Raw genomic sequence first — 19,160 nt, forward strand, 5'->3', positions numbered from 1 at the left:
CCTGTCTAAACTACTATCTTACTGCTTTTCCGCTTTCGGAGCCAGAATCATGATCATGCTGCGGCCCTCGATCTTCGGTCTACGCTCAGGCGCAGCGAGATCTTCACACTGGGCAGCTACACGTTCCATAACGCCTAGTCCAATTTCGGAGTGGGTGATTTCACGTCCACGGAAACGGATCGTACACTTCACCTTGTGCTGATCCTCCAAGAACTTGCGGACGTTGCGAAGCTTTGTTTGAAAATCGTGTTCCTCGATGTTAGAAGAAAAACGCACTTCTTTCAGCTCGATGATCTTCTGGTTTTTACGTGCTTCTTTTTCCTTTTTCGCCTGCTCGTACTTGAACTTTCCATAGTCCATAATACGGCATACAGGCGGCTTGGCTGTAGGAGCAACGTTTACCAGATCCAATTCAGCTTCCTGGGCAATGCGCAATGCTTCCTTAAAAGGTACGACTCCCAATTGGCTCCCGTCAGCACCGATTAAACGGACTTCACGGGCACGGATCGCTTCGTTAATTAACATTTGATCCTTGCTAATACTTGCCACCCCCGTCAATTTCGAGAAGGAACAAAAATGTGCGAACGCAATCTGCGCCCGCACATATCTCACCTAAGCAATTTCATCAGATCCGAAGATCTTTGCGTAAGAGTTACCTGTCAACAGTCGTGTACGACGTCGACCCAGGTGAGAAGCTGTGCGCCTCTGCTTGTTCTCGAAGTATGAAGTGTTTATACACGCAACTTATATTACAAGGTAGCTTGGGTTTTGTCAAGGCTCATACCTAATTATCCCCCGATATGGGACATTTCGACCTTTTCACGCTGCGCGAGACCAGGCGTTTCACTTAGTCGTTCCTCCGAGTAGCGCACGTCACGCCGCTCCCAGATCGCACGTATCAGCTCGCGAATCTCTTCATCCGTGCGTCCATCGCGGACTGGTTCGCGCAAATCATCTCCGGATGAAGCGAAGAGACAATTGTACAATTTTCCTTCTGCCGACAGGCGCGCCCGCGTACAAGTGGAGCAAAAGGCTTGGGTCACCGATGAGATCAACCCGATTTCCTGGTTCGATCCCTCATAGCGATAGCGAGAAGCCACCTCTCCATAGTAGTTCGCTTCGGTTGCTACCAACGGCATCACTTCATGGATCATACGCACAATTTCACGGGAAGGTACGACTTGATCCAGCCGCCAGCCGTTACTGTTTCCCACATCCATGAATTCAATAAATCGAAGGGTATGCCCTTGCTCACGGAAGTACCGTGCCATCGGCAAAATATCTTGATCATTGACTCCGCGCTGTACCACCATGTTGATCTTGATCGAAAGCCCGGCATCTGCTGCAACACGAATCCCATCCAGCACGGCATCGACCTGATAGCCTCTTCCGTTCAACATCCCAAAGCGCTCATTATCCAAGCTGTCCAGACTGACCGTGACCCGATCCAGACCTGCTTCTTTTAGTGCTTGCGCATGGCGGGACAAGAGAGAACCGTTGGTCGTCATCGCAATATCTTGAACGCCTTCTACTTCACGTATCATTCGAATCAATTCAGGCAAATTTCTGCGCATTAATGGCTCTCCACCGGTAATGCGGATTTTCCCGACCCCAAGCGAAGTAAAGATCTGGGTCAAACGGGTAATCTCCTCAAAGGTCAGCAACTTGCTTTGCGGCAAAAACTCAAAATCCTGTCCAAAAATTTCGGCAGGCATGCAATAACGGCAACGAAAATTACATTTATCGGTGACAGATATTCGTAAATCTCGGAGAGGACGATTCCGTAAATCAAGCAGTTTATCTGGCATAGATGTTCACTCTCCTTTTATCTATAGGACGGCTTTTCCCTTCATCTTCATCATAGCGCATTTCAACTTCGTTTCAGTCTATTATCTTAAATCGAAATAGCCAAATTTTCAAACGCAAATCGCACATGGTGTCATAATTGGGATCACTTTGCAAAAAAAGAGTACGAATTCCTCCTGACATTCGTACTCTTCCCGTTATGCATTCTATATCTTAAATTTGCTAATCATTCTTTCCAGTTCACGAGCCATCTGATTCAAGGATTCAAATGAAAGGGCAAACTCTTCCATGGTGGCCAATTGACCTTTGGCGGAAGTCGCCAGATTTTCAGCATTGTGGGCTGAAATCCTTGCAATTTGGGCAGTCTCGTCTACAGATGCTGCTACTTGTTCCGATCCGGCGGACATCTGTTCAGAGACAGCAGATACCTCCTGAATTTGATCGGTTATCTGTCGAATTTCTTGCAAGATGCGTTGGAAAGCTTCTCCTGACTCCAGTACAGTAGACAATCCAACCTGAACATCTTGATTGACTGAATCCATCGAGTTGACCGCCATGTTCGTATCTGTTTGGATTTCCTGAATGAGGTTGGCGATTTGCCGAGCAGACTCATCAGATTGTTCTGCGAGCTTTCTCACTTCATCTGCTACGACAGCAAAACCTCGTCCATGCTCTCCCGCACGAGCGGCTTCAATGGCAGCGTTGAGAGCAAGCAGATTCGTTTGAGAGGCAATTCCCGTAATCACGTCAATGATTTGCACAATTTCTTTGGAACGCTCACCCAATTGCTTGACGACGGATACAGAATGTTCCACAGAGCCACGGATGGAGTCCATTTGCTGAATAGCCTTTTGGATGGACTGGTTTCCTAGCTGCGCTTCGTCCGCCGTACTTGTAGATGATTCTGAGATAATGGAGGTTGTCTCCGCCACGCGTTGGATACCGATCGACATTTCTTCCATCGCTCTTGCGGATTCTTCCGTACCTCTAAGCTGATTCTGCGCCCCGCTCGCTACTTCCTGTATCGTGGTAGATATTTTGTTCGCAGTATCTACATTGTCCGCCATGCGAACCGATATATTGTCTGACGAAGTAGAGAGGGTGTTCACCGCTTTTTGGACTTCTCGAATGAGTCCTTGGATGGATACTTGCATCACCTGAATGCTCTGACCAAGCATGCCGATTTCGTCTTTTCGATCCAAAAGGTTTTTGGGCAATTCCGCGGTAAAGTCACCACGACCGATCTGTGAAATCTGGTCAACGATGGCAAGCAACGGCTTGGTGAATTTGTGCGAGAAAAGAACGGAAGCAACAACCGCTAGTACGGCAAACAAAATGCTCAATGCGCCGATGATGAAACCGATTTGATTGGCTTCAGCCGAGAGCTCAGCTTTTTCAATAAACGAAATATATTTCCAGCCAGTTTTTTCTGAAGTAAAGACGTTCGCCAAATACTCAGTATCGTTCATCGTGACCGCAAAGCTGCTAGAGGTATTCTCACCGATAGCGGCCAATTCAGGAATTTGCGTATCTTTGAGGTTTTTCGAATTGAGTTCGGGGTTCTTGGGATTAGCCAAAATCGTTCCGTCTTTGCCAACCAGCATGAGGTAACCCGTTTTCCCAATCTTAATTTGTTTCAAAATGTCGGTTAGCCCTTTTAAATTCACATCTAGTCCAACAACGCCCAGTGGTTCACCCTTGCTATCCTTTAGCATCGTTACGTTACTGATTACGATACTGTTGTCACCTAAATAGAGATAAGGATCTGTCGTGATCACTTTTCCGGGATTCTCCATCGGTTTTTTGTACCAATCCCTTGTACGTGGATCGTAATTCGCTATGACATCATCTGTCGGCCACTGTATGTATCCTCCGTATTTGGTCGCTAAATAAATGAAGGCAGTATTCGGATGAGAATCGACAAATCGCAGGAAATCTTGAAAAATAGTGGCCTCTACCCCGCCATTTTGCAGTGGCGTATGCTTGGTTTTGGTTGGTTTATCCATATACGTCGTGATGGTGTTATCTGCACTCTTTAGTAAGGGACTACCTGCTATCAGGTTTACATTTTCACGAATCGAGTCGAAATACAGGTTAATCGCGTTGTCTACCTGAGCCACTTCTTTTGTCGAGGATTCAATAAAATACGTCTGGATTCGCTCCTTCATACTGACATATACAAATGAGCTAATCACTCCAATCGGGATTAAAATAATGGCAAGAAATGCTGCTATCAGTCTTTGCTTAATGCTTACCCGCATACCTATCCCCCGCAGTTCTCCTTGATGTCCATCAGAATAATTACTCTACATCCTTTTCCCGTTCTTTTTTCCGAATAAACGTATAAAGGAAAAAGCCGCCCGAAATTTCAGGACGGCTCTACTTCTATACGTTTTTTTACTTCATTTCATTAATTTCAGCGCGGATTTTCTCTACAAACGCATCCACAATCATCGCGCCTTCATCGCCCACTCCGCGTTTGCGGACGGACAGTGTACCGTCAGCCACCTCTTTTTCGCCGATGACCAGCATGTACGGGATTTTTTCAACTTGTGCTTCACGGATTTTGTAGCCGATTTTCTCATTGCGGCCATCCAGTTCAACACGAATGCCAGCTTGTTGAAGCTTTTCTCTTACTTGTTCTGCATATGGCATGTGCACTTCGCTGATGTTCATGATGCGTGCTTGGATAGGAGTCAGCCAAATCGGGAATGCACCTGCGTAGTGCTCGATCAAGATACCGATGAAGCGCTCCATGGAGCCGTACATCGCACGGTGCAAAACAACTGGACGATGCTTCTCGTTGTCTTGACCCACATACGTCAGGTCAAATTTCTCAGGCATTTGGAAGTCCAGTTGGATCGTTCCACATTGGTGACGGCGTTTCAGCGCGTCGGTAATTTGGAAGTCGATCTTCGGTCCGTAGAACGCACCGTCTCCATCTTTGATTTCATAGGCCATACCCAGCTCATCCAACACTGTTTTCAGAGAGGTTTCTGCTGCTTCCCACAGCTCATCAGAGCCCATGGAATCTTCCGGACGAGTGGACAGAGCCACACTGTATTCGAAGCCAAATACCTTGTAGATGCTGTCAATCAAAGTGATCATGCCTTTGATTTCGCCGGCGATCTGATCAGGGCGGACAAATACGTGCGCGTCATCCTGGCAGAAAGTACGCACCCGCAGCATTCCATTCAATGCCCCGGAGTACTCATGGCGGTGAACTTGCCCAAACTCAGAGTAACGGATCGGCAGGTCGCGGTAAGAATGCATCTCGTTTTTATAGATCAACATGTGACCTGGGCAGTTCATTGGCTTCAAGGCGTAAGTCGCGTTGTCTACTTCAGAGAAGTACATGTTCTCTTTGTAGTGATCCCAGTGACCGGATTCTTTCCAGAGACGCTCGTTCATGAGGAACGGAGAGCGCACTTCTGTGTATTGTGCCAATTGTTGCAGACGGCGGGAGAATTGCTCCAGCTCGTTACGAACAGTGAAGCCTTTTGGCAGGTAGAACGGCATACCTGGTGCTTCCTCGGAGAACATGAACAGGCCCAGTTCTTTACCCAATTTGCGGTGATCGCGCTTTTTCGCTTCTTCGATGAAGTGCAGATATTCATCCATGTCTGCTTTTTTCGGCCAAGCTGTACCGTACACGCGTTGCAGAACTTGGTTTTCTGCTTTTCCGCGCCAGTATGCACCTGCCACGCTCATCAGCTTGAATGCTTTGATGTAACCAGTAGACGGCAAGTGCGGACCACGACAGAGATCGAAAAATTCGCCTTGCTCATACAGCGTGATAGTCGCATCCTCTGGCAGGTCGCGAATCAGCTCCAGCTTCAGGTGATCGTTCAGTTCTTGAAAAATCGCAGTTGCTTCTTCGCGGCTTACGACTTTGCGGCGGATCGGCAGGTCTTCCTTCACGATTTTTTCCATTTCTGCTTCAATTTTGCCCAGATCCTCTGGAGAAAGGGAAACCGGAATGTCCATGTCGTAGTAGAAGCCATCTTCAATGACAGGACCGATACCGAATTTCACTTCTGTGCCGTAAATACGCTTTACCGCTTGAGCGAGCAAGTGAGCGGTACTGTGGCGGTATACTTCCAACCCGTCGGCAGAATCGAGGGTCACGATTTCAATCGCTGCGTCTTCTTCCAGAGCGGTGTACAGATCGACAACTTTGCCGTCTTTTTTACCAGCTACTGCCTTTTTCTTCAGGCTAGAACTAATGGAGCCTGCGATGTCTTCGATGGTAATCCCAGCGTCGTATTGACGAACGGCTCCATCTGGGAAAGTAACTTGAATTTGTGCCACTGAGGATTCTTCCTTCCTGTATCTGGATTGTTTAGAGAAAATAAAAAAACACTCATCCCCAAAAAGGGACGAGTGTGTTCTCGCGGTACCACCCTACTTCAAGTCTGTTCATAAAAACAGACTCCTCATTCCATGTAACGGTATTTAACCGGCATACCGATAGTAAAAGCCTACGCTTCGTTCCCGGTAGCTACTCGAAGGTGGTAGATCAATAACAGTTCGCAGCGAGCTTCCAGCCTGTGGCCCGCCTCTCTAGAGCGTCCTTACTATTGTCCGTGTCCTTCTCATCGTATTTATAAGCGATGTAAAGTTGTTGTTGCTATTATAGTTTAGAGGGATTATTCCCGTCAAGTACACGTCGCTCGGATAGGCAAAGCGAACAAGAGTGGCAAGTAATGAGCCGACCGTCAAAAATACTGCGGATCGTCTGTACAAGGCCAGGCTTTTCCGAAGCCATATGGAGCACGATACTCTCAGGTGCCAGTGTAACCAAAGCACTGACCAAATAATCCTCGTCCCTGCATTTTTGTTCGTCCATGTTCAGAACAGTATCTAACTGTTCAAGCCAAAGACGATCCCCTTTTTTATCATAAAGATGGAAAGGTTTGTCCACACTAGGAACGACATGAACGACCTCCTGCTTGGTTTCCTGTACAGCAATAAAATAGCGCAACAGCTCGACAAACTCTTCATATTGCTTGTCTTCCAGATATTCATCAATACCCGTTTCCACGAGTTCGAACAGCTCGTTCCAATGCTCCTGCAATCGAAACCGGACGAAGCCTAAGACGTTGATCGTTCTCTCCCATTCCAGATAGGTGAAAACTTTGCGATATACGTTTGCCTTGCGTGTCGTAGCCGTTAACAGTTCCCCGCCATCTGGCTCGACTTCTTGGCACATGCGTTGAATATAAGGAAAAATCTCTACCCACTCGGTTTCCATCTGTTCGGCAGCGAGTAAGTCTGCGGCCATTTCTTCCATGATGTTCGGTTCCTTCACCTGAATGACCCATTCGGCTAATGTAAGAGCAACGAAGGCTCTTGCCCAATCGATGGTCTGCGCGTCATACTCGGTCTCACACCAGCTTTGAAAGTAGAACAAGAGGTATCCATTCTCTTCTTGCTCCCTGTATGTAATGCGCACCGGTGCAGTGTTGACCCGCTCCGTCATCTCATTTACGATAGCCCGATACGTGTCACAATGCTCAGGGACATTCTCCAGCAATACGCGAAACGTCTGCATAACCATCCCCCCAACCCGCCATTGTAGTTACAGTATATGTCCCGTCAGGAGCGATATACTTTTAAACGGTTGGAAACTCAGGGAAGGTTGCAGGTAAAAAGTTCCTAATTAAAAACCAAAACGCTTCCCTGCCGGTTTCCTTTTGATAGGAAGGGCAGAGAAGCGTTTTTTGTTTTTTTAGTTCTGCATGACAAAATCACGTTCTGCCATCTCGCCGTCTTTGAAAACGCGCAGAATGTCATACTGTGTGTTGCGCTGTGCAGGGATTTTGCCTGCGCCGCGAATGAGCTCCAAAATTTGGTTCGTGTTGACCTTGTACGTACATGCCGCTGCGGAAACAACGTTTTCTTCCATCATCGTTTGGCCGAAATCATTCGCTCCGTACGATAGAGAAAGCTGACCGTAATGCGGGCCCATCGTCACCCAGGAAGATTGGAAGTTTTTGATATTATCCAGCATCAGGCGACTGATTGCCAGTGTTTTCAAGTATTCCTCTGGCGTGTTGTTGACAGCCTTCATATTCGTGTTGTCCGGCTGGAAGGTCCAAACGATAAACGCTTTGAAGCCCCCTGTTTCATCCTGTGCATCGCGGATACGCAACAGAGAAAGCACGCGCTCCTCCATCTCTTCCCCAAAACCAATAACCATGGTAGCAGTACCAGGCAAGCCTGCACGGTGTGCTGCTTTTTGGGTATCGATCCAATGAGTCCAAGAGCCCTTCAATCGGGAAATCTTCTGACGTGTACGATCATCGAGGATTTCGCCACCCGCTCCCGGCAAGGAATCGAGACCCGCTGCCTTTAGCTCTTTCAGCACTTCCTCAACAGACATGTTGGAAACTTCCGCGATTTTCATCACTTCGGCTACAGATAGAGAGTGCATCGTAATCTGCGGGAAGCGCTCCTTGATCTCGCGCAAGAGGTCGGTGTAATAATCCAGTTTCAGATCCGGATTCGTGCCGCCTTGCATCAAAATTTCCGTACCGCCAACGTCCACGGTCTCCTGAATTTTTTGGAAAATCGTTTCTTTTGGGAGAACATATCCTTCAGAAGAGCCTGGGCGACGGTAAAAGGCGCAAAAACGGCAGTACGTGTCACATACGTTCGTGTAATTGACGTTGCGACTGATGACAAAGGTCGTAATCGGTTCTGGATGATGCTTTTGCATAACCAGATTGGCGTAATGTCCGATCTTTTCGATTTCATTGCTCGCAAACAAAGCCAGACCGTCTTCTAGACCCAGTCGTTCACCTGCGAGAGCACGTTCCAATATAGAATCGATCATAAGGATCACTCCTTGTACCATACGTAAATTCCATCCCACATCATAACACAATACTGGGACATCGGCTATAGCCCGAGGTGCTGGCAGATACACTACCATACGCGAAAAAACCCTGCAAGAGACAGGGCTTGGAATCGCAATGATTCTTATTCTTCTTCATATCCGATCTGTTCGTACACTTCTGGCTCCCAGTAAATCACGCTTTGCGCGAGTGGCAAATTTGTTTCGCGGGCTCCGTTTGGTTTGCCATTAAAATAGATGATTTCTGTTATGGATACCCGATCACCACGTACGTCAATTTCCCCTGATAATTGCAAGTTCGTCCCGTTTGGTGCATAGAAAACGACTTTTCCCGAACCCAATGTTTTCATTGGTTCCTCCCATGATGTTTGTCCTGTTTCCCTACATTTTAGTGGATAATCTTTCCTAGCGTCAATGAAAAACAAGGACTTCATTACCAATATTCGACCTAAGATTAGCTCATTGGACCACTCATTTTTTATTTTGAAACCGACTGCGTAACTTGATGATGATTCCGATTAAAATATATTTTCGATTGTTTGTTGTGGGTCACGACCAAAAGAAGGGTTATATACAAGATGGCGATCAAGAAAGCTCCATTGCTTATATCCAGTAAAATCGCCAAACTTATGCAGACAATCGACGATTTTAGTAACCTCATCTGTATGAAGATGAACAACAAAGTGGTGATGATTAGTGGAAACATTAACCTTCCTTGCCATCTTCCTAACACGTAGCTTTGATCTAACATATCTTCTGGCATCGTCACCACGTTGAAAACCATTTTACTGGCCCAATGGCTCAAATTCATCGGATCTGCCTGTGAAACCACAAAATAGAGGCCTCCCAATACGATGACTTGCAACAGCATAAACCCTTGAATGACTTTGATCGATAATGGCATTTTCATTTCATAAATATTCCTTTCTTCATGACATTCCACACACTTGTAATCGGGGTATTTTGGAAACTGGTTCATAGGCCAATCATCCTATTCCCTGATTTTCCCCCCAGCATCTAACTTCAGTTGTGGTCTTTCTTTGGACAAACTGACATAAGATGGCTACAATAGAAAAAACCCAGTAAGGAGATGCTCATGCTCGAACATATCACACAGCTATTCATGCAATATGGGATGTGGGGACTCGCGGCCATGGCATTTTTGGACTCATTTATTAGTCCAATTCCTCCGTTTTTTATGCAAATTGCGATGAGTCTGCTCGATCCAGGCTCAGCGATTCAGTTTGCGACAGTAGCCTTTACTGCTTCCGTCCTCGGCGCTCCCATCGGATTTTTATTGGGGAGATGGCTGGGAAAACCACTTTTGCACAAGATTCTCCCTGAAAAATGGGTGATCGTAGCGACGGAAAAATTCGAAAAAAACGGGGATGCTGCGGTACTAATCGGAGCCTTTACCCCCATTCCTTTCAAGGTTTTCACTGTGCTCTCTGGTGTATTTAATTACTCACTGACCAAGCTCATGTTTTATGCGATCATCGGGCGGGGATTGAAGTTTTTCTTGATTGGCACCTTGTTTTATTTATACGGAAAACACGCAAAGGTTCTAATCGATGAATACTTTGAGATCACGCTGTTGGCGGTAGCAACAGTGGTTGCCGCGATCTGGTTTATTTGGAGCATTCGCCGCAAGCGGTATGCGTAAAAATCAAAAGCGCCCGAGCCACCTCAACAAGTGGACAAAGGCGCTTTTTGATTATCGGGTCGGAACAATTGCGGACTGTCGGGCCCACTCTTCTACGCTGATTGACTGGTACTCCACCAGTTGAGTGAAGAACTTTACATCCAGCAAAGAATCGGCTTGAATCCCCCGCTTTTCTGGCGAATGAAAATGTTTTTCCGCATACAGCCTTGCCAAAATGTATTTGCGTGCATTTCCCTCACGTGTCACCTGATCCTCTGCTTCACTGACGATGCATGACAAAGTGTACAAATCTACCATATGTTCCGCGAGCGTTTTTAATTTGTACATTACATAATCGTGGGTCTGTTTCATGAGATAGGCGATATTTTCCTCCAGGATAGCCAGTTCTGTCCGAATCAGTTCGGCGTACGGCTGTGAAAAGGCATGCTTCCAACCAGCTATGCGCTCCCGAAGCAATCTGCAAAACACTTCGTGGCTATTTTCTTTTTGCATCACACGCAAAATATCGAGTGCCAGTATATTCGAGGTGCCTTCCCATACGGTCAAAACTTGCGCATCACGCAACAGACGCGGCGTCACGTATTCCTCGATATAGCCGTTACCGCCATGAATTTCAATCGCGGTATGGGTCGATTCGACCGCCTCTTCCCCTGTACGGAATTTCAGCAAAGGAATCAATAGGCGAGCAAGCGCGTTATCCTCTTTGCTAGCGGAATGAGACTGCAAGCGATCATAAACAGCAATCATATCAAACACCGCACCTGTGCTTACCTCTGTATCCAATAAGAGGCTCACCAGCATTTCTTTTACCATCGGGTACTGATCGATCGGCTTCCCAAATGCACGACGTTGCTCGGCATAATACCTCGCTTCGTAAAAAGCTCGACGCATGATCCCAATCGAAGCAATCGCGTTGCAAATGCGAGAGAGGTTCAGGGCTTCTGCCATGTACTTGAATCCATTCTGAGGCTCCCCAATCAAATAGCCCTCTGCCCCGTTCAACAGTATCTCCGCAGATGGTACGGCGTTGACGCCCAGCTTATCTTTCAGGCGGCGGACCTGGATATGATTGCGTTCGTTATCAGGCTTTATCCAAGGCACCAAAAACAGTCCGAGCCCTTTTGTCCCCGGTTTGTCCTCATCGATTCTCGCCAAAACAGTCGCAACAAATGCTCCAGCATTGCTCGCAAAAAACTTTTCTCCCGTCAATCGGTATACACCCGGTCGACCTGCTACTGGCTCTGCTACAGTCAAATTCGCACCGACATCCGAACCGCCCTGTCTCTCCGTCAGCCAAGTAGCTCCTTCATACAAGGAAGTGCGATCACGAGAGGTCAGTCCTGTCAGGTACTGCTCCTTTTGTTCTTCGCTGCCATACCGATCAATTAAATAAGCGGCTGACATCGACAAGGTGACAGGGCAATAGAAGCCCGGCTCAGACTGGCTCACGAGATAGCCCATGAAAAAGGAATAGCTGTACGGCGCTTTTCTCCCCAACTCAGGGATGTCTTGATACAAATAGCTGACGATGCCTGCTCCGTAAACCTCTGCTACGGTTTCCTTGTAGCCTTCGTTGGTAATAATCTCGGAAATATCCTCACCCAACCGATTGTACTTGCGCAATCTCGGCCTTCCTTCTCTGTCTGTATAGGCGGCACGCTCATCGATGGGTCCTGCCACTTGCGCTCCTAGCCAGCTCAACTGCTGTTTGGCCCATTCATGCATAGAAGCAGGGAGATAACGTTCCAGCAAGTAATTGAGGTTGGGATCTCTTTTGAAAAAGTTTTGTTCCTGTGGCGTACGAGGGTGCGGGATGTTGTCGCTGTAAGTTCGCTGATCGATGCTTGTTTGCAAATCACTCATCGCAGTTCCACTTCCTTTTGGGAACTGACATCACGCAATACATGCTTCAGGACTTTTCCGCTCGTGTTCCGCGGTAGTGCAGGAACGATATTCACCTGTCGCGGGAGCTTGTAATCGGCGAGATGACCGCGCAAAAAGCCCTGGATTTCCTCTAGCCACTCTCGATTGGTATCGACCCCTGATTTCAGCACCACATAGGCCGTAACCGTCTCGCCCCACTCCGAATGTGGCAAACCTACAACAGCTACCTCGCCAATCGCCGGATGACGTTCTAACAACTGCTCGATTTCTTTAGGGTAGACGTTTACCCCGCCCGTAATCATCACGTCTTTTTTCCGGTCAATCATCCACAGAAATCCATCCTCATCCACGCGTGCAATATCGCCTGTGTACAACCAACCATCGCGGATGGTCTCTGCTGTAGCCTCTGGGTTGTTGTAGTATCCTTTCATTGTCCCTTCTCCGCGCAAGCGAATTTCGCCCACTTCGCCACTGGCGCATCGCCCTCCTCGCTCGTCTACAACCTCCATTTCGGCGAACAATACACCACGATTGCCTATACTTCCGATTTTGTCTGGATGCTCTTTGTGCAAGAGACACATTCCGTTCGGCCCTGCCTCCGTCAAGCCGTAGACGCACGCCAGTTTATCGCGTCCATAAGCGTCTTCCATGAGCGACGCCATCTCTTTGGACAGCGGAGCCCCGCCATACATCCAATATTCGATGGAAGACAAATCGTACGCCACAAACTCGGGATGCTTCATCGTCAACAAATACGCCACTGGCGCTCCGAAGAAATGCGTAATCCGATGCTGCTGCACCAAATCCAAAAGAAGCTGCGGCGAGAAGGTCAGGGCCATTACCTGAGTGGCGCCAAGCATGAGCCCTGCAATGAAAAAGAGATGGAGGGGAGCCGAATGACTCAGCGGCATCAAATGCAAAATTCGCGAACGATGTGTCATTGACAGTTCAATCGACATCATTTTCGCGACAGTTAATAAGCTTCTATGTGTATACAGCACCCCTTTAGGGCGTCCAGTCGTGCCAGATGTATAGAGGATGCTGACCTCACTCTCTTCATTCATGTCCGCCAAATAAGGTTGTGAAGAAAGCGCATTCATTTTATCAAAAGACACATCATTGGCATCCCAGTTAGCAATACCATGCCAATTCTCTTGGCTCACACCTGTTTTGATTGCTACAAGCTGCGGCGTTTGGAGGACCCACTCATTCACGATAGGCACGAGGGCATCATGAACAAGAAGTGCCTTTGCTCCGGCATGTTCGCATATATGTCGTACTTCTTCTTGGGTTGAGCGTGCATTGATCGGCACGACAAGGGCACCACTGCGAATGACGGCGACGTAAAAAATGGCAAACTCCGGACAATTGGGCATTAGCATGACAACCCGATCCCCTTGCTCGATGCCAAGCTCTCGCAAATAGCAAGCCCACTGGGTAGAGCGTGTATCCCACTGGGAAAAACTGACCTCTACATCTCCTGCAACCAGCGCGGGCTTGTCAGGGTATTTCCTTCCGTTTGCTGCGAGCAGAGCTGATACGTTCATCGTTTCTCCTCCTCATTTTCTTCAAGCAATTTTTGTTCAAAGTTTTGCTTGTAGACGAGAATGTCTTCTCTCAGTTGTCGGAGTTCCATGATTTTCTCGTCGATCTCAGCCAGTTTTTGGTTGCCGTACTCAATCGTTCGCAAAAGCTGCACCCGACCTGTACGGTCCTCGTCGAACAGCTCAAACATCTCGCGAATCTGATCCAACGAAAATCCGAAGCGCTTCCCTCGCAGAATGAGTCGCAGCCTGGCACGATCCTTACGTTTGTAGTGCCTGCTTCCCTTCTCTGTCCGGCTGGGAAAAATCAAGCCGAGCTCTTCGTAGTACCGAATCGTTCTGGTGCTGACATCTAATTGTTGAGCAAGATCAGAGATGGTCCACGATTCTTCCTTCTGTATTCCTTCTCTGCTCATGTCCAGCGCCCCTTACATCCATTTATAAAATTCTAAATTAACTGAACAAAACGATTGTAACTGCCGTTTACGTAAGCGTCAACTTGATGAAAAATTTATCGGGCCAATCACCAATCTATTATTCGCCCATATATTGTTATTGTGATTTTTGTGGAAGGAGGTGAAGCAATGGCCGTCATCAAAGCGAACTCCAGGGATGTCGATATGCTTGCCAGACTGATTCGGGCTGAGGCTGAGGGTGAAGGTGAGTTGGGCATGTTGATGGTTGGCAACGTTGGGGTAAATCGGATTTTAGGTAACTGCCTTGACTTCAAAAACATCCGCAGCATGCGTGACATGGTCTATCAATCTCCGGGAGGATTCGAAGCGGTCCAGAAGCCGTATTTCTATCAACGGACCAGGGACAAAGAAAGACGATTAGCACAGCGCGCAGTCAATGGCGAAAAGACCCGTCCGGCTAGCAACGCATTATGGTTCTACCGGCCTGCCGGAGACTGTCCGGCTACCTGGTGGGATCAACAAAACTCCGGTCGCTATAAGGCGCACTGCTTCTTCATTCCAACAAGAGCAGATTGTCCACGCGTCTATTAAAAGAATGAGATAGATAAAGGAGCGAGTTCATCATGAGTCAACAAATGCCTTACACTGGTTTCCCTCAACAACAATACGGCTACGACATGTACCCATCCGCACAGTATCCTTACGGCATACCTCAGCAACAGCAGCAGATGATTCAGCAGCAACAACCTCAACTGGTTCCGATGCAACCAAGCGGATCTTTAATTCCTGGAATGCCCATTACTCCTGGGCAAGCGCTGGAAGAATCGTACATCGAAAACATCCTGCGCCTGAATCGAGGCAAAGTCATTACGGTATACCAAACATTTGAAAACAACAGCCAATGGAACGCCAAAATTTTCCGTGGCGTCCTTGAAACGGCTGGCCGCGACCACATCATTATTAGCGATCCACAAACCGGCAAACGCTATTTGCTCCTCATGGTCAACACAGATTATATCACGGCGGACGAAGAATTGAATTACATCCCGCCTCAGCTTCCAACAGGAGTTCGGTAAGCAACCAAGCACAAAAAAGACAGTTCCATCGGTGAAGTGCTCCCGGGGTGAACTGTCTTTTTGACGTCTATACAATTCCATGCTATTAATGAATGAGAAACACGACCGCTTTGCAAAGGATGAGGAAGAGTGGCATTTGGGATTACAAGAGATGAACTAAACCGCTGGAAGCAAGCCGTTAGTCGAGGCGAATTGGCCTTTCTCACTCATTATTGGCTGGACCCACGCTTTCCCGGAATCAAAACTGTTACCAAAGTAGGCTGTGCCAATTATTCGTTACTGACAGACTGGTGCCTTGCCAACGGACTCGATCCTGTCTACATTCATAATCGTGCACCCTTCCCACATTTTGATTTACTCGGTGAAAAACAAATCCAAATCCTGCAAAAGGAAGGTCTGCGGGATCACTTGGAGCGCTTCCATATGCTGGATGATGGACGAGACTAGGACGGATCTTTTTGCACGTGATAGCCTCGATCACCATATGGCGCCAGCTTTTTCATCCATTTATCTTCGAGCTTTTCCAGTGCTTCCTTCCCATCAAAATACGGATGGTCTTTCTTTTCAACCTTCTCGAGCACTTTTATTTCAAAAGCGTCCGGACCGTATTTATCCCAGTCTTTTTGCAGCTCACGATTAGGATGTGAGCCATGCTGAAGCATGAACTTTCTACCGTTGATCGTTTTTAGGTTATTGGTGCTGGCGATGAACACTTTGTCATTTTGCTTGTTCTTTATTTGATAAACGCCTGCATCGGTCTCTACTTCCTTGTACATCTGCTTGAGCTCTTGCTTGCGATTCAACTGTTGCGCCACCCGTTCCTCTCCTTCATTTTCCACAGCAATCCGCCAATATTGACTGCCGTCAGCCTGTCTATCCATCAATCCAACATCGACTAAATATCTCCGTAAGGTCACATAATCGTCGTAGAGACCTTCCAAAATCTCATTCACTTCCCGCTCGGTGTAAAAACGATCGAGCTCAAATTTTTTGGAAATCTCTTCGAGTAAGATGAGTTTATGCTTTTGCTTGCGTGGGAATCGCTCTAATCGACCTGATAGTCCATTCGGCAAGAGTCTCTTTACGATCGCGGCATACTCTGTGGCATCGCCATCTTTCGAGGTGTTCTTTTGCTTGGTTGATTTGGCATCGGTGGACGATTGATGTTTATCCGCTTCATGCAATAACTCCATCATGACCAGGAACACCTTGGCCTGACGTTCTTTTTCCTTGAGTGCAAAGCGGTGATTACGGATCGTCGATGCACTGCCGATCCCCATTTCACTTTGAACCTCGGCGTCTGTCTTTCCCTGGTAAAAAAGGCGAAGCAGATTAACTTGATGATCAGACAAGCCCGTCAATCGTTTATCCAACTGGCTCAGGTGCGTAAAGACAGAACCGTGTGCAGCCTCGATATGATGGCGCATAAAGCGGGACGCTTCGTACAGGGCACCCTCCACTGGATAAATGATTCCTTTCTCCACCTGTTCCCCACAGAGCAAACACATAAAATGTTCGTCTTGTTCAATGTAACCTTGCTTCCATTCTTGAAGAGAAGCGCTCCAAAATGCTTCATGAAGACTCATCTATAAACACAACCTTTATTCGTTTGACTTATTATAGATAACTTATCATTACGTTTGTTTTGTGTCAAACAAAAAAGCTCTCCGTTGTGTATTCGCACAACAGAAAGCCTTTTTGTCTATGCTTCACTGGCTCGCATCGAAAGACTTGCTTGGGCCAACTCTTTTAAAAATGTCAGACGGTCACCCTTGTAGAAACGGCCTTCTGTTGCTATACGTTTCTGCCGATAGCGGATCGCTAATCGGTTTACCATGCGATTAATCTCCAGATGTTGCTCCTCTTCCATCGTAAACCGTACAGCGTATTCGTAATAGTCCGTTTCCCACGGAATCGTGCGAACGACGTGGCCGTACATTTTGAGAGCCTGCCCGCACAATTCCGTCGCAAACTGCAGAACGAGCTGGTCATTTGCTGGCATTTTGAGATGAGAGAGAAACCGAAGTCCACCTGCCCCAATATCATCGATCAATACCTGCGTGCTCCCAATCTCCATGGTTTTCCCTTTGACCAGCACAATGGTCATGTCTGCACAGAGGGCGTATTCTAGACGTAAGCGAAAAAATTCACGTTGATGCCCCTCTGATCTACCTGGCATTGTTTTCTCCTTCTTTCTCTTCTCAAAGTGGGTAACACGCAAAAGAAAGAGCGCCTGTCATCTTGGCGCCTTTCTTTTTATTTTTTGGGTTTTCGGTATCTGATCTCCTGCTCTTTCATCTGAAAGCGATTCCACAATTCCCTCTCATCATGTGTGATGGAATCATGCTTTTCCAGCCGGAAGAGGAGTCTAACGACCACCCAAACAATCAAAAGAAACGCAAAAAAGACAACCAGTGTTAGAAAGATCATAAAACCTGCCTCCTCCCATTTACTAACAACATATGGGAGGAAGCAAAATAAGATAACCGAATGTGTCAAAAACGTGACAAATCTTCTTTTTTAGAAGGTTGTCACACTTCTCGGCTTCTCAGAAACAGCAAACAGTTTATCCAAAACGGGGAGCTTTTCTGGTGCATCCAGCTCCAACTGGCCGTATTGATACAGCTTGCGGGCAGTGACTACCCCCATCACGAGTGAAGAAAAATCCGAAATATCTAGCTGGACCGAAACGTCAAACTCCGTTGCCTCTCCTAATTCTGGACGTCCATCGACAAACTTGATAAGCCATGTTCCTTCATTCTCAGGCAGGAACGAATCGCGGATCGTCAGTTTGATATTCACCGTTTCCAAACCAAAACGGTAGTGGGACATTTGTCGGAAAAATTCTGGCACATCAATAATTCGATACATCAGACCGACTCCCGATACATGGCTCTCATGATAAATGCTCCACAATACCGAATCCGTTCCATTGCCGGGATCAGATAGCAACAAGTGAAAATCTTCGTCCGGCGTCGTGAACTCAATTCGTTGAATCTGATCAGCCTGACTTTGCAGGAAAGAGAGCAGTTGTGCAAGTGCTTCGCGGCTCTCATACTGAAGCTCTCTCACTTCTATGTTGTTGAGGAGCTTGTTTTTTTCATGAGCGCTCTGGAACTGGAAAGCGAGATAGCCCCCTAATCTCCCTTCCTTTTTGTAGCCGACGACAATCATTTCAGGGACATCAAGGAGTCTGTCCCACTCTCGGTCTGTTCGCTTGATCATGCCATGGGTTTGACGGGCGATGCGATGATAGCAAGCAGACAGTTCTTCTTTGTCCTCTTTTCCTATATAAACGATTTTGTCCTTGCCTACAAACGGCAGGCTAGACGGTTTGAACTTGTATTGGTGAACCTTGGTCCCTACTCCAAACCCCATTTGCTTGTAAAAATCAACACGAAACGGATAGAGAGAGACCAGCGAGATTCCCCGTTCCCGATAGCTGGAAAGGAAACCTCGAAGCATCGACATGGCCACTTTTTCCTTTTTATGCAAAAGGTCTACGGCGACCAGCCCAATCCCACCAGTCAAAAGCGGTGTACCGTGAACATTCATGGGAAAATCATACCATTTCATAATCCCCAGCAGTCGTCCATCCCGATAGCAGCCGTGGTAGCTGACGTGTGGGTCGTTTTCGATCGTCTCCCTTACACGTTCCGCAAATCGCTGTCTGCTCTCTGCACCCAGAAGATTGCTTCCAGGGTAGCTCATCGCTGCAATCCTAACGACCTCATCGATATCGTCAATGGAAACCGGGCGAATCTCCTCCATCATCTCACGCACTCCTGTCTGCAAGAAATTAGGCATCTAGGAAAATAGTATCATGAATGTAACCGCAGGCAATATGAAGTTTGTATTTTTCGGAAAAATGTAACCAATTATTGGAAAACGCCCGCACTCGGCGGACGTCTT

19 protein-coding genes and 1 other annotated feature are annotated in these 19,160 nt (G+C 47.3%); of the genes, 4 read left to right on the forward strand and 15 right to left on the reverse strand.

The genetic code is table 11. The features are described from left to right. Window positions 1-18: 18 nt before the first annotated feature. From infC to E8L90_RS14900, 8 genes are all read right to left on the reverse strand, one after another. Window positions 19-525 (reverse strand): translation initiation factor IF-3, encoded by a 507-nt coding sequence (gene infC, locus E8L90_RS14865; RefSeq protein ID WP_137033450.1) that lies wholly within the window; start codon window positions 523-525, stop codon window positions 19-21. Window positions 526-788: 263 nt separating this feature from the next. Beyond that, on the reverse strand, window positions 789-1,808 hold the full coding sequence (gene moaA, locus E8L90_RS14870; RefSeq protein WP_137030062.1) for a GTP 3',8-cyclase MoaA: 1,020 nt from the start codon (window positions 1,806-1,808) through the stop codon (window positions 789-791). A 204-nt stretch (window positions 1,809-2,012) separates the two neighbouring features. Next, window positions 2,013-4,067 (reverse strand): methyl-accepting chemotaxis protein, encoded by a 2,055-nt coding sequence (locus tag E8L90_RS14875; RefSeq protein WP_137030063.1) that lies wholly within the window; start codon window positions 4,065-4,067, stop codon window positions 2,013-2,015. Between the two features lie 136 nt (window positions 4,068-4,203). Beyond that, on the reverse strand, window positions 4,204-6,117 hold the full coding sequence (thrS, locus tag E8L90_RS14880; RefSeq protein ID WP_137030064.1) for a threonine--tRNA ligase: 1,914 nt from the start codon (window positions 6,115-6,117) through the stop codon (window positions 4,204-4,206). Window positions 6,118-6,178: 61 nt separating this feature from the next. Next, window positions 6,179-6,414, reverse strand: a binding site (T-box leader). A 25-nt stretch (window positions 6,415-6,439) separates the two neighbouring features. After that, on the reverse strand, window positions 6,440-7,360 hold the full coding sequence (gene ytxC / locus E8L90_RS14885) for a putative sporulation protein YtxC (RefSeq protein ID WP_137030065.1): 921 nt from the start codon (window positions 7,358-7,360) through the stop codon (window positions 6,440-6,442). Window positions 7,361-7,537: 177 nt separating this feature from the next. Further along, window positions 7,538-8,644, reverse strand: a complete 1,107-nt coding sequence (gene mqnC / locus E8L90_RS14890) for a cyclic dehypoxanthinyl futalosine synthase (protein WP_137030066.1) — start codon at window positions 8,642-8,644, stop codon at window positions 7,538-7,540. Between the two features lie 146 nt (window positions 8,645-8,790). After that, the gene (locus E8L90_RS14895; protein WP_137030067.1) at window positions 8,791-9,015 is read right to left on the reverse strand and encodes a hypothetical protein; all 225 of its coding nucleotides are present in this window, start codon (window positions 9,013-9,015) and stop codon (window positions 8,791-8,793) included. 128 nt (window positions 9,016-9,143) lie between these two features. Further along, complete coding sequence (locus E8L90_RS14900) at window positions 9,144-9,644, reverse strand: hypothetical protein (protein ID WP_244297230.1); 501 nt, start codon at window positions 9,642-9,644, stop codon at window positions 9,144-9,146. A gap of 117 nt (window positions 9,645-9,761) precedes the next feature. Between E8L90_RS14900 and E8L90_RS14905 the strand changes: the two genes are divergently transcribed. Further along, window positions 9,762-10,328 (forward strand): YqaA family protein, encoded by a 567-nt coding sequence (locus E8L90_RS14905; protein ID WP_137030068.1) that lies wholly within the window; start codon window positions 9,762-9,764, stop codon window positions 10,326-10,328. A 51-nt stretch (window positions 10,329-10,379) separates the two neighbouring features. Here the strand turns inward: E8L90_RS14905 and E8L90_RS14910 are convergent, their stop codons facing one another. From E8L90_RS14910 to E8L90_RS14920, 3 genes are read right to left on the reverse strand one after another with little or no spacing between them, the layout of a single operon-like run. Continuing rightward, entirely contained in the window at window positions 10,380-12,191 is a 1,812-nt protein-coding gene (locus tag E8L90_RS14910; protein ID WP_137030069.1) for an acyl-CoA dehydrogenase family protein, read from the reverse strand. After that, window positions 12,188-13,759: a class I adenylate-forming enzyme family protein gene (locus E8L90_RS14915; protein ID WP_137030070.1), complete on the reverse strand. Its 1,572-nt coding sequence runs from the start codon at window positions 13,757-13,759 to the stop codon at window positions 12,188-12,190. The genes E8L90_RS14910 and E8L90_RS14915 overlap by 4 nt, the downstream gene beginning before the upstream one ends. Beyond that, window positions 13,756-14,172 carry a MerR family transcriptional regulator gene (locus E8L90_RS14920; protein ID WP_137030071.1) on the reverse strand — a complete coding sequence of 139 codons (417 nt, stop codon included), beginning with the start codon at window positions 14,170-14,172 and terminating at the stop codon, window positions 13,756-13,758. Before E8L90_RS14920 ends, E8L90_RS14915 begins: the two co-directional genes overlap by 4 nt. Window positions 14,173-14,340: 168 nt before the next feature. Here E8L90_RS14920 and E8L90_RS14925 point away from each other — a divergent pair, with 168 nt between their 5' ends. The 3 genes from E8L90_RS14925 (at window position 14,341) to E8L90_RS14935 (ending at window position 15,695) form a co-directional block, all read left to right on the forward strand. Next, window positions 14,341-14,763 carry a cell wall hydrolase gene (locus E8L90_RS14925; protein ID WP_137033454.1) on the forward strand — a complete coding sequence of 141 codons (423 nt, stop codon included), beginning with the start codon at window positions 14,341-14,343 and terminating at the stop codon, window positions 14,761-14,763. Between the two features lie 32 nt (window positions 14,764-14,795). Then, window positions 14,796-15,248, forward strand: coding sequence for a spore coat protein GerQ (gene gerQ, locus E8L90_RS14930; RefSeq protein WP_137030072.1), 453 nt, complete (start codon window positions 14,796-14,798; stop codon window positions 15,246-15,248). Between the two features lie 129 nt (window positions 15,249-15,377). Continuing rightward, entirely contained in the window at window positions 15,378-15,695 is a 318-nt protein-coding gene (locus E8L90_RS14935) for a hypothetical protein (protein WP_137030073.1), read from the forward strand. On the opposite strand, the gene E8L90_RS14940 is transcribed toward E8L90_RS14935, so the two are convergent. From E8L90_RS14940 to E8L90_RS14950, 4 genes are all read right to left on the reverse strand, one after another. After that, window positions 15,692-16,834: a DUF2087 domain-containing protein gene (locus E8L90_RS14940; RefSeq protein WP_137030074.1), complete on the reverse strand. Its 1,143-nt coding sequence runs from the start codon at window positions 16,832-16,834 to the stop codon at window positions 15,692-15,694. The two genes, E8L90_RS14935 and E8L90_RS14940, sit on opposite strands and share 4 nt — an antisense overlap. A gap of 116 nt (window positions 16,835-16,950) precedes the next feature. After that, window positions 16,951-17,427, reverse strand: a complete 477-nt coding sequence (locus tag E8L90_RS14945) for a PilZ domain-containing protein (protein ID WP_137030075.1) — start codon at window positions 17,425-17,427, stop codon at window positions 16,951-16,953. 77 nt (window positions 17,428-17,504) lie between these two features. Continuing rightward, window positions 17,505-17,678 carry a hypothetical protein gene (locus E8L90_RS30300; RefSeq protein ID WP_167497604.1) on the reverse strand — a complete coding sequence of 58 codons (174 nt, stop codon included), beginning with the start codon at window positions 17,676-17,678 and terminating at the stop codon, window positions 17,505-17,507. Window positions 17,679-17,768: 90 nt separating this feature from the next. Beyond that, entirely contained in the window at window positions 17,769-19,019 is a 1,251-nt protein-coding gene (locus tag E8L90_RS14950; RefSeq protein ID WP_137033455.1) for a GNAT family N-acetyltransferase, read from the reverse strand. Window positions 19,020-19,160: the final 141 nt, after the last annotated feature.

Origin of the sequence: Brevibacillus antibioticus, from assembly GCF_005217615.1 — a bacterium.
Lineage (GTDB): Bacteria > Bacillota > Bacilli > Brevibacillales > Brevibacillaceae > Brevibacillus > Brevibacillus antibioticus.

Bases quoted from the DNA above. Each gene is read 5' to 3' on its own strand.
- infC (WP_137033450.1), bottom strand. From the start codon at position 525: ATGTTAATTAACGAAGCGATCCGTGCCCGTGAAGTCCGTTTAATCGGT.
- moaA (WP_137030062.1), bottom strand. From the start codon at position 1,808: ATGCCAGATAAACTGCTTGATTTACGGAATCGTCCTCTCCGAGATTTA.
- E8L90_RS14875 (WP_137030063.1), bottom strand. From the start codon at position 4,067: ATGCGGGTAAGCATTAAGCAAAGACTGATAGCAGCATTTCTTGCCATT.
- ytxC (WP_137030065.1), bottom strand. From the start codon at position 7,360: ATGCAGACGTTTCGCGTATTGCTGGAGAATGTCCCTGAGCATTGTGAC.
- mqnC (WP_137030066.1), bottom strand. From the start codon at position 8,644: ATGATCGATTCTATATTGGAACGTGCTCTCGCAGGTGAACGACTGGGT.
- E8L90_RS14895 (WP_137030067.1), bottom strand. From the start codon at position 9,015: ATGAAAACATTGGGTTCGGGAAAAGTCGTTTTCTATGCACCAAACGGG.
- E8L90_RS14900 (WP_244297230.1), bottom strand. From the start codon at position 9,644: ATGAACCAGTTTCCAAAATACCCCGATTACAAGTGTGTGGAATGTCAT.
- E8L90_RS14905 (WP_137030068.1), top strand. From the start codon at position 9,762: ATGCTCGAACATATCACACAGCTATTCATGCAATATGGGATGTGGGGA.
- E8L90_RS14910 (WP_137030069.1), bottom strand. From the start codon at position 12,191: ATGAGTGATTTGCAAACAAGCATCGATCAGCGAACTTACAGCGACAAC.
- E8L90_RS14915 (WP_137030070.1), bottom strand. From the start codon at position 13,759: ATGAACGTATCAGCTCTGCTCGCAGCAAACGGAAGGAAATACCCTGAC.
- E8L90_RS14920 (WP_137030071.1), bottom strand. From the start codon at position 14,172: ATGAGCAGAGAAGGAATACAGAAGGAAGAATCGTGGACCATCTCTGAT.
- E8L90_RS14925 (WP_137033454.1), top strand. From the start codon at position 14,341: ATGGCCGTCATCAAAGCGAACTCCAGGGATGTCGATATGCTTGCCAGA.
- gerQ (WP_137030072.1), top strand. From the start codon at position 14,796: ATGAGTCAACAAATGCCTTACACTGGTTTCCCTCAACAACAATACGGC.
- E8L90_RS14940 (WP_137030074.1), bottom strand. From the start codon at position 16,834: ATGAGTCTTCATGAAGCATTTTGGAGCGCTTCTCTTCAAGAATGGAAG.
- E8L90_RS14945 (WP_137030075.1), bottom strand. From the start codon at position 17,427: ATGCCAGGTAGATCAGAGGGGCATCAACGTGAATTTTTTCGCTTACGT.
- E8L90_RS30300 (WP_167497604.1), bottom strand. From the start codon at position 17,678: ATGATCTTTCTAACACTGGTTGTCTTTTTTGCGTTTCTTTTGATTGTT.
- E8L90_RS14950 (WP_137033455.1), bottom strand. From the start codon at position 19,019: ATGGAGGAGATTCGCCCGGTTTCCATTGACGATATCGATGAGGTCGTT.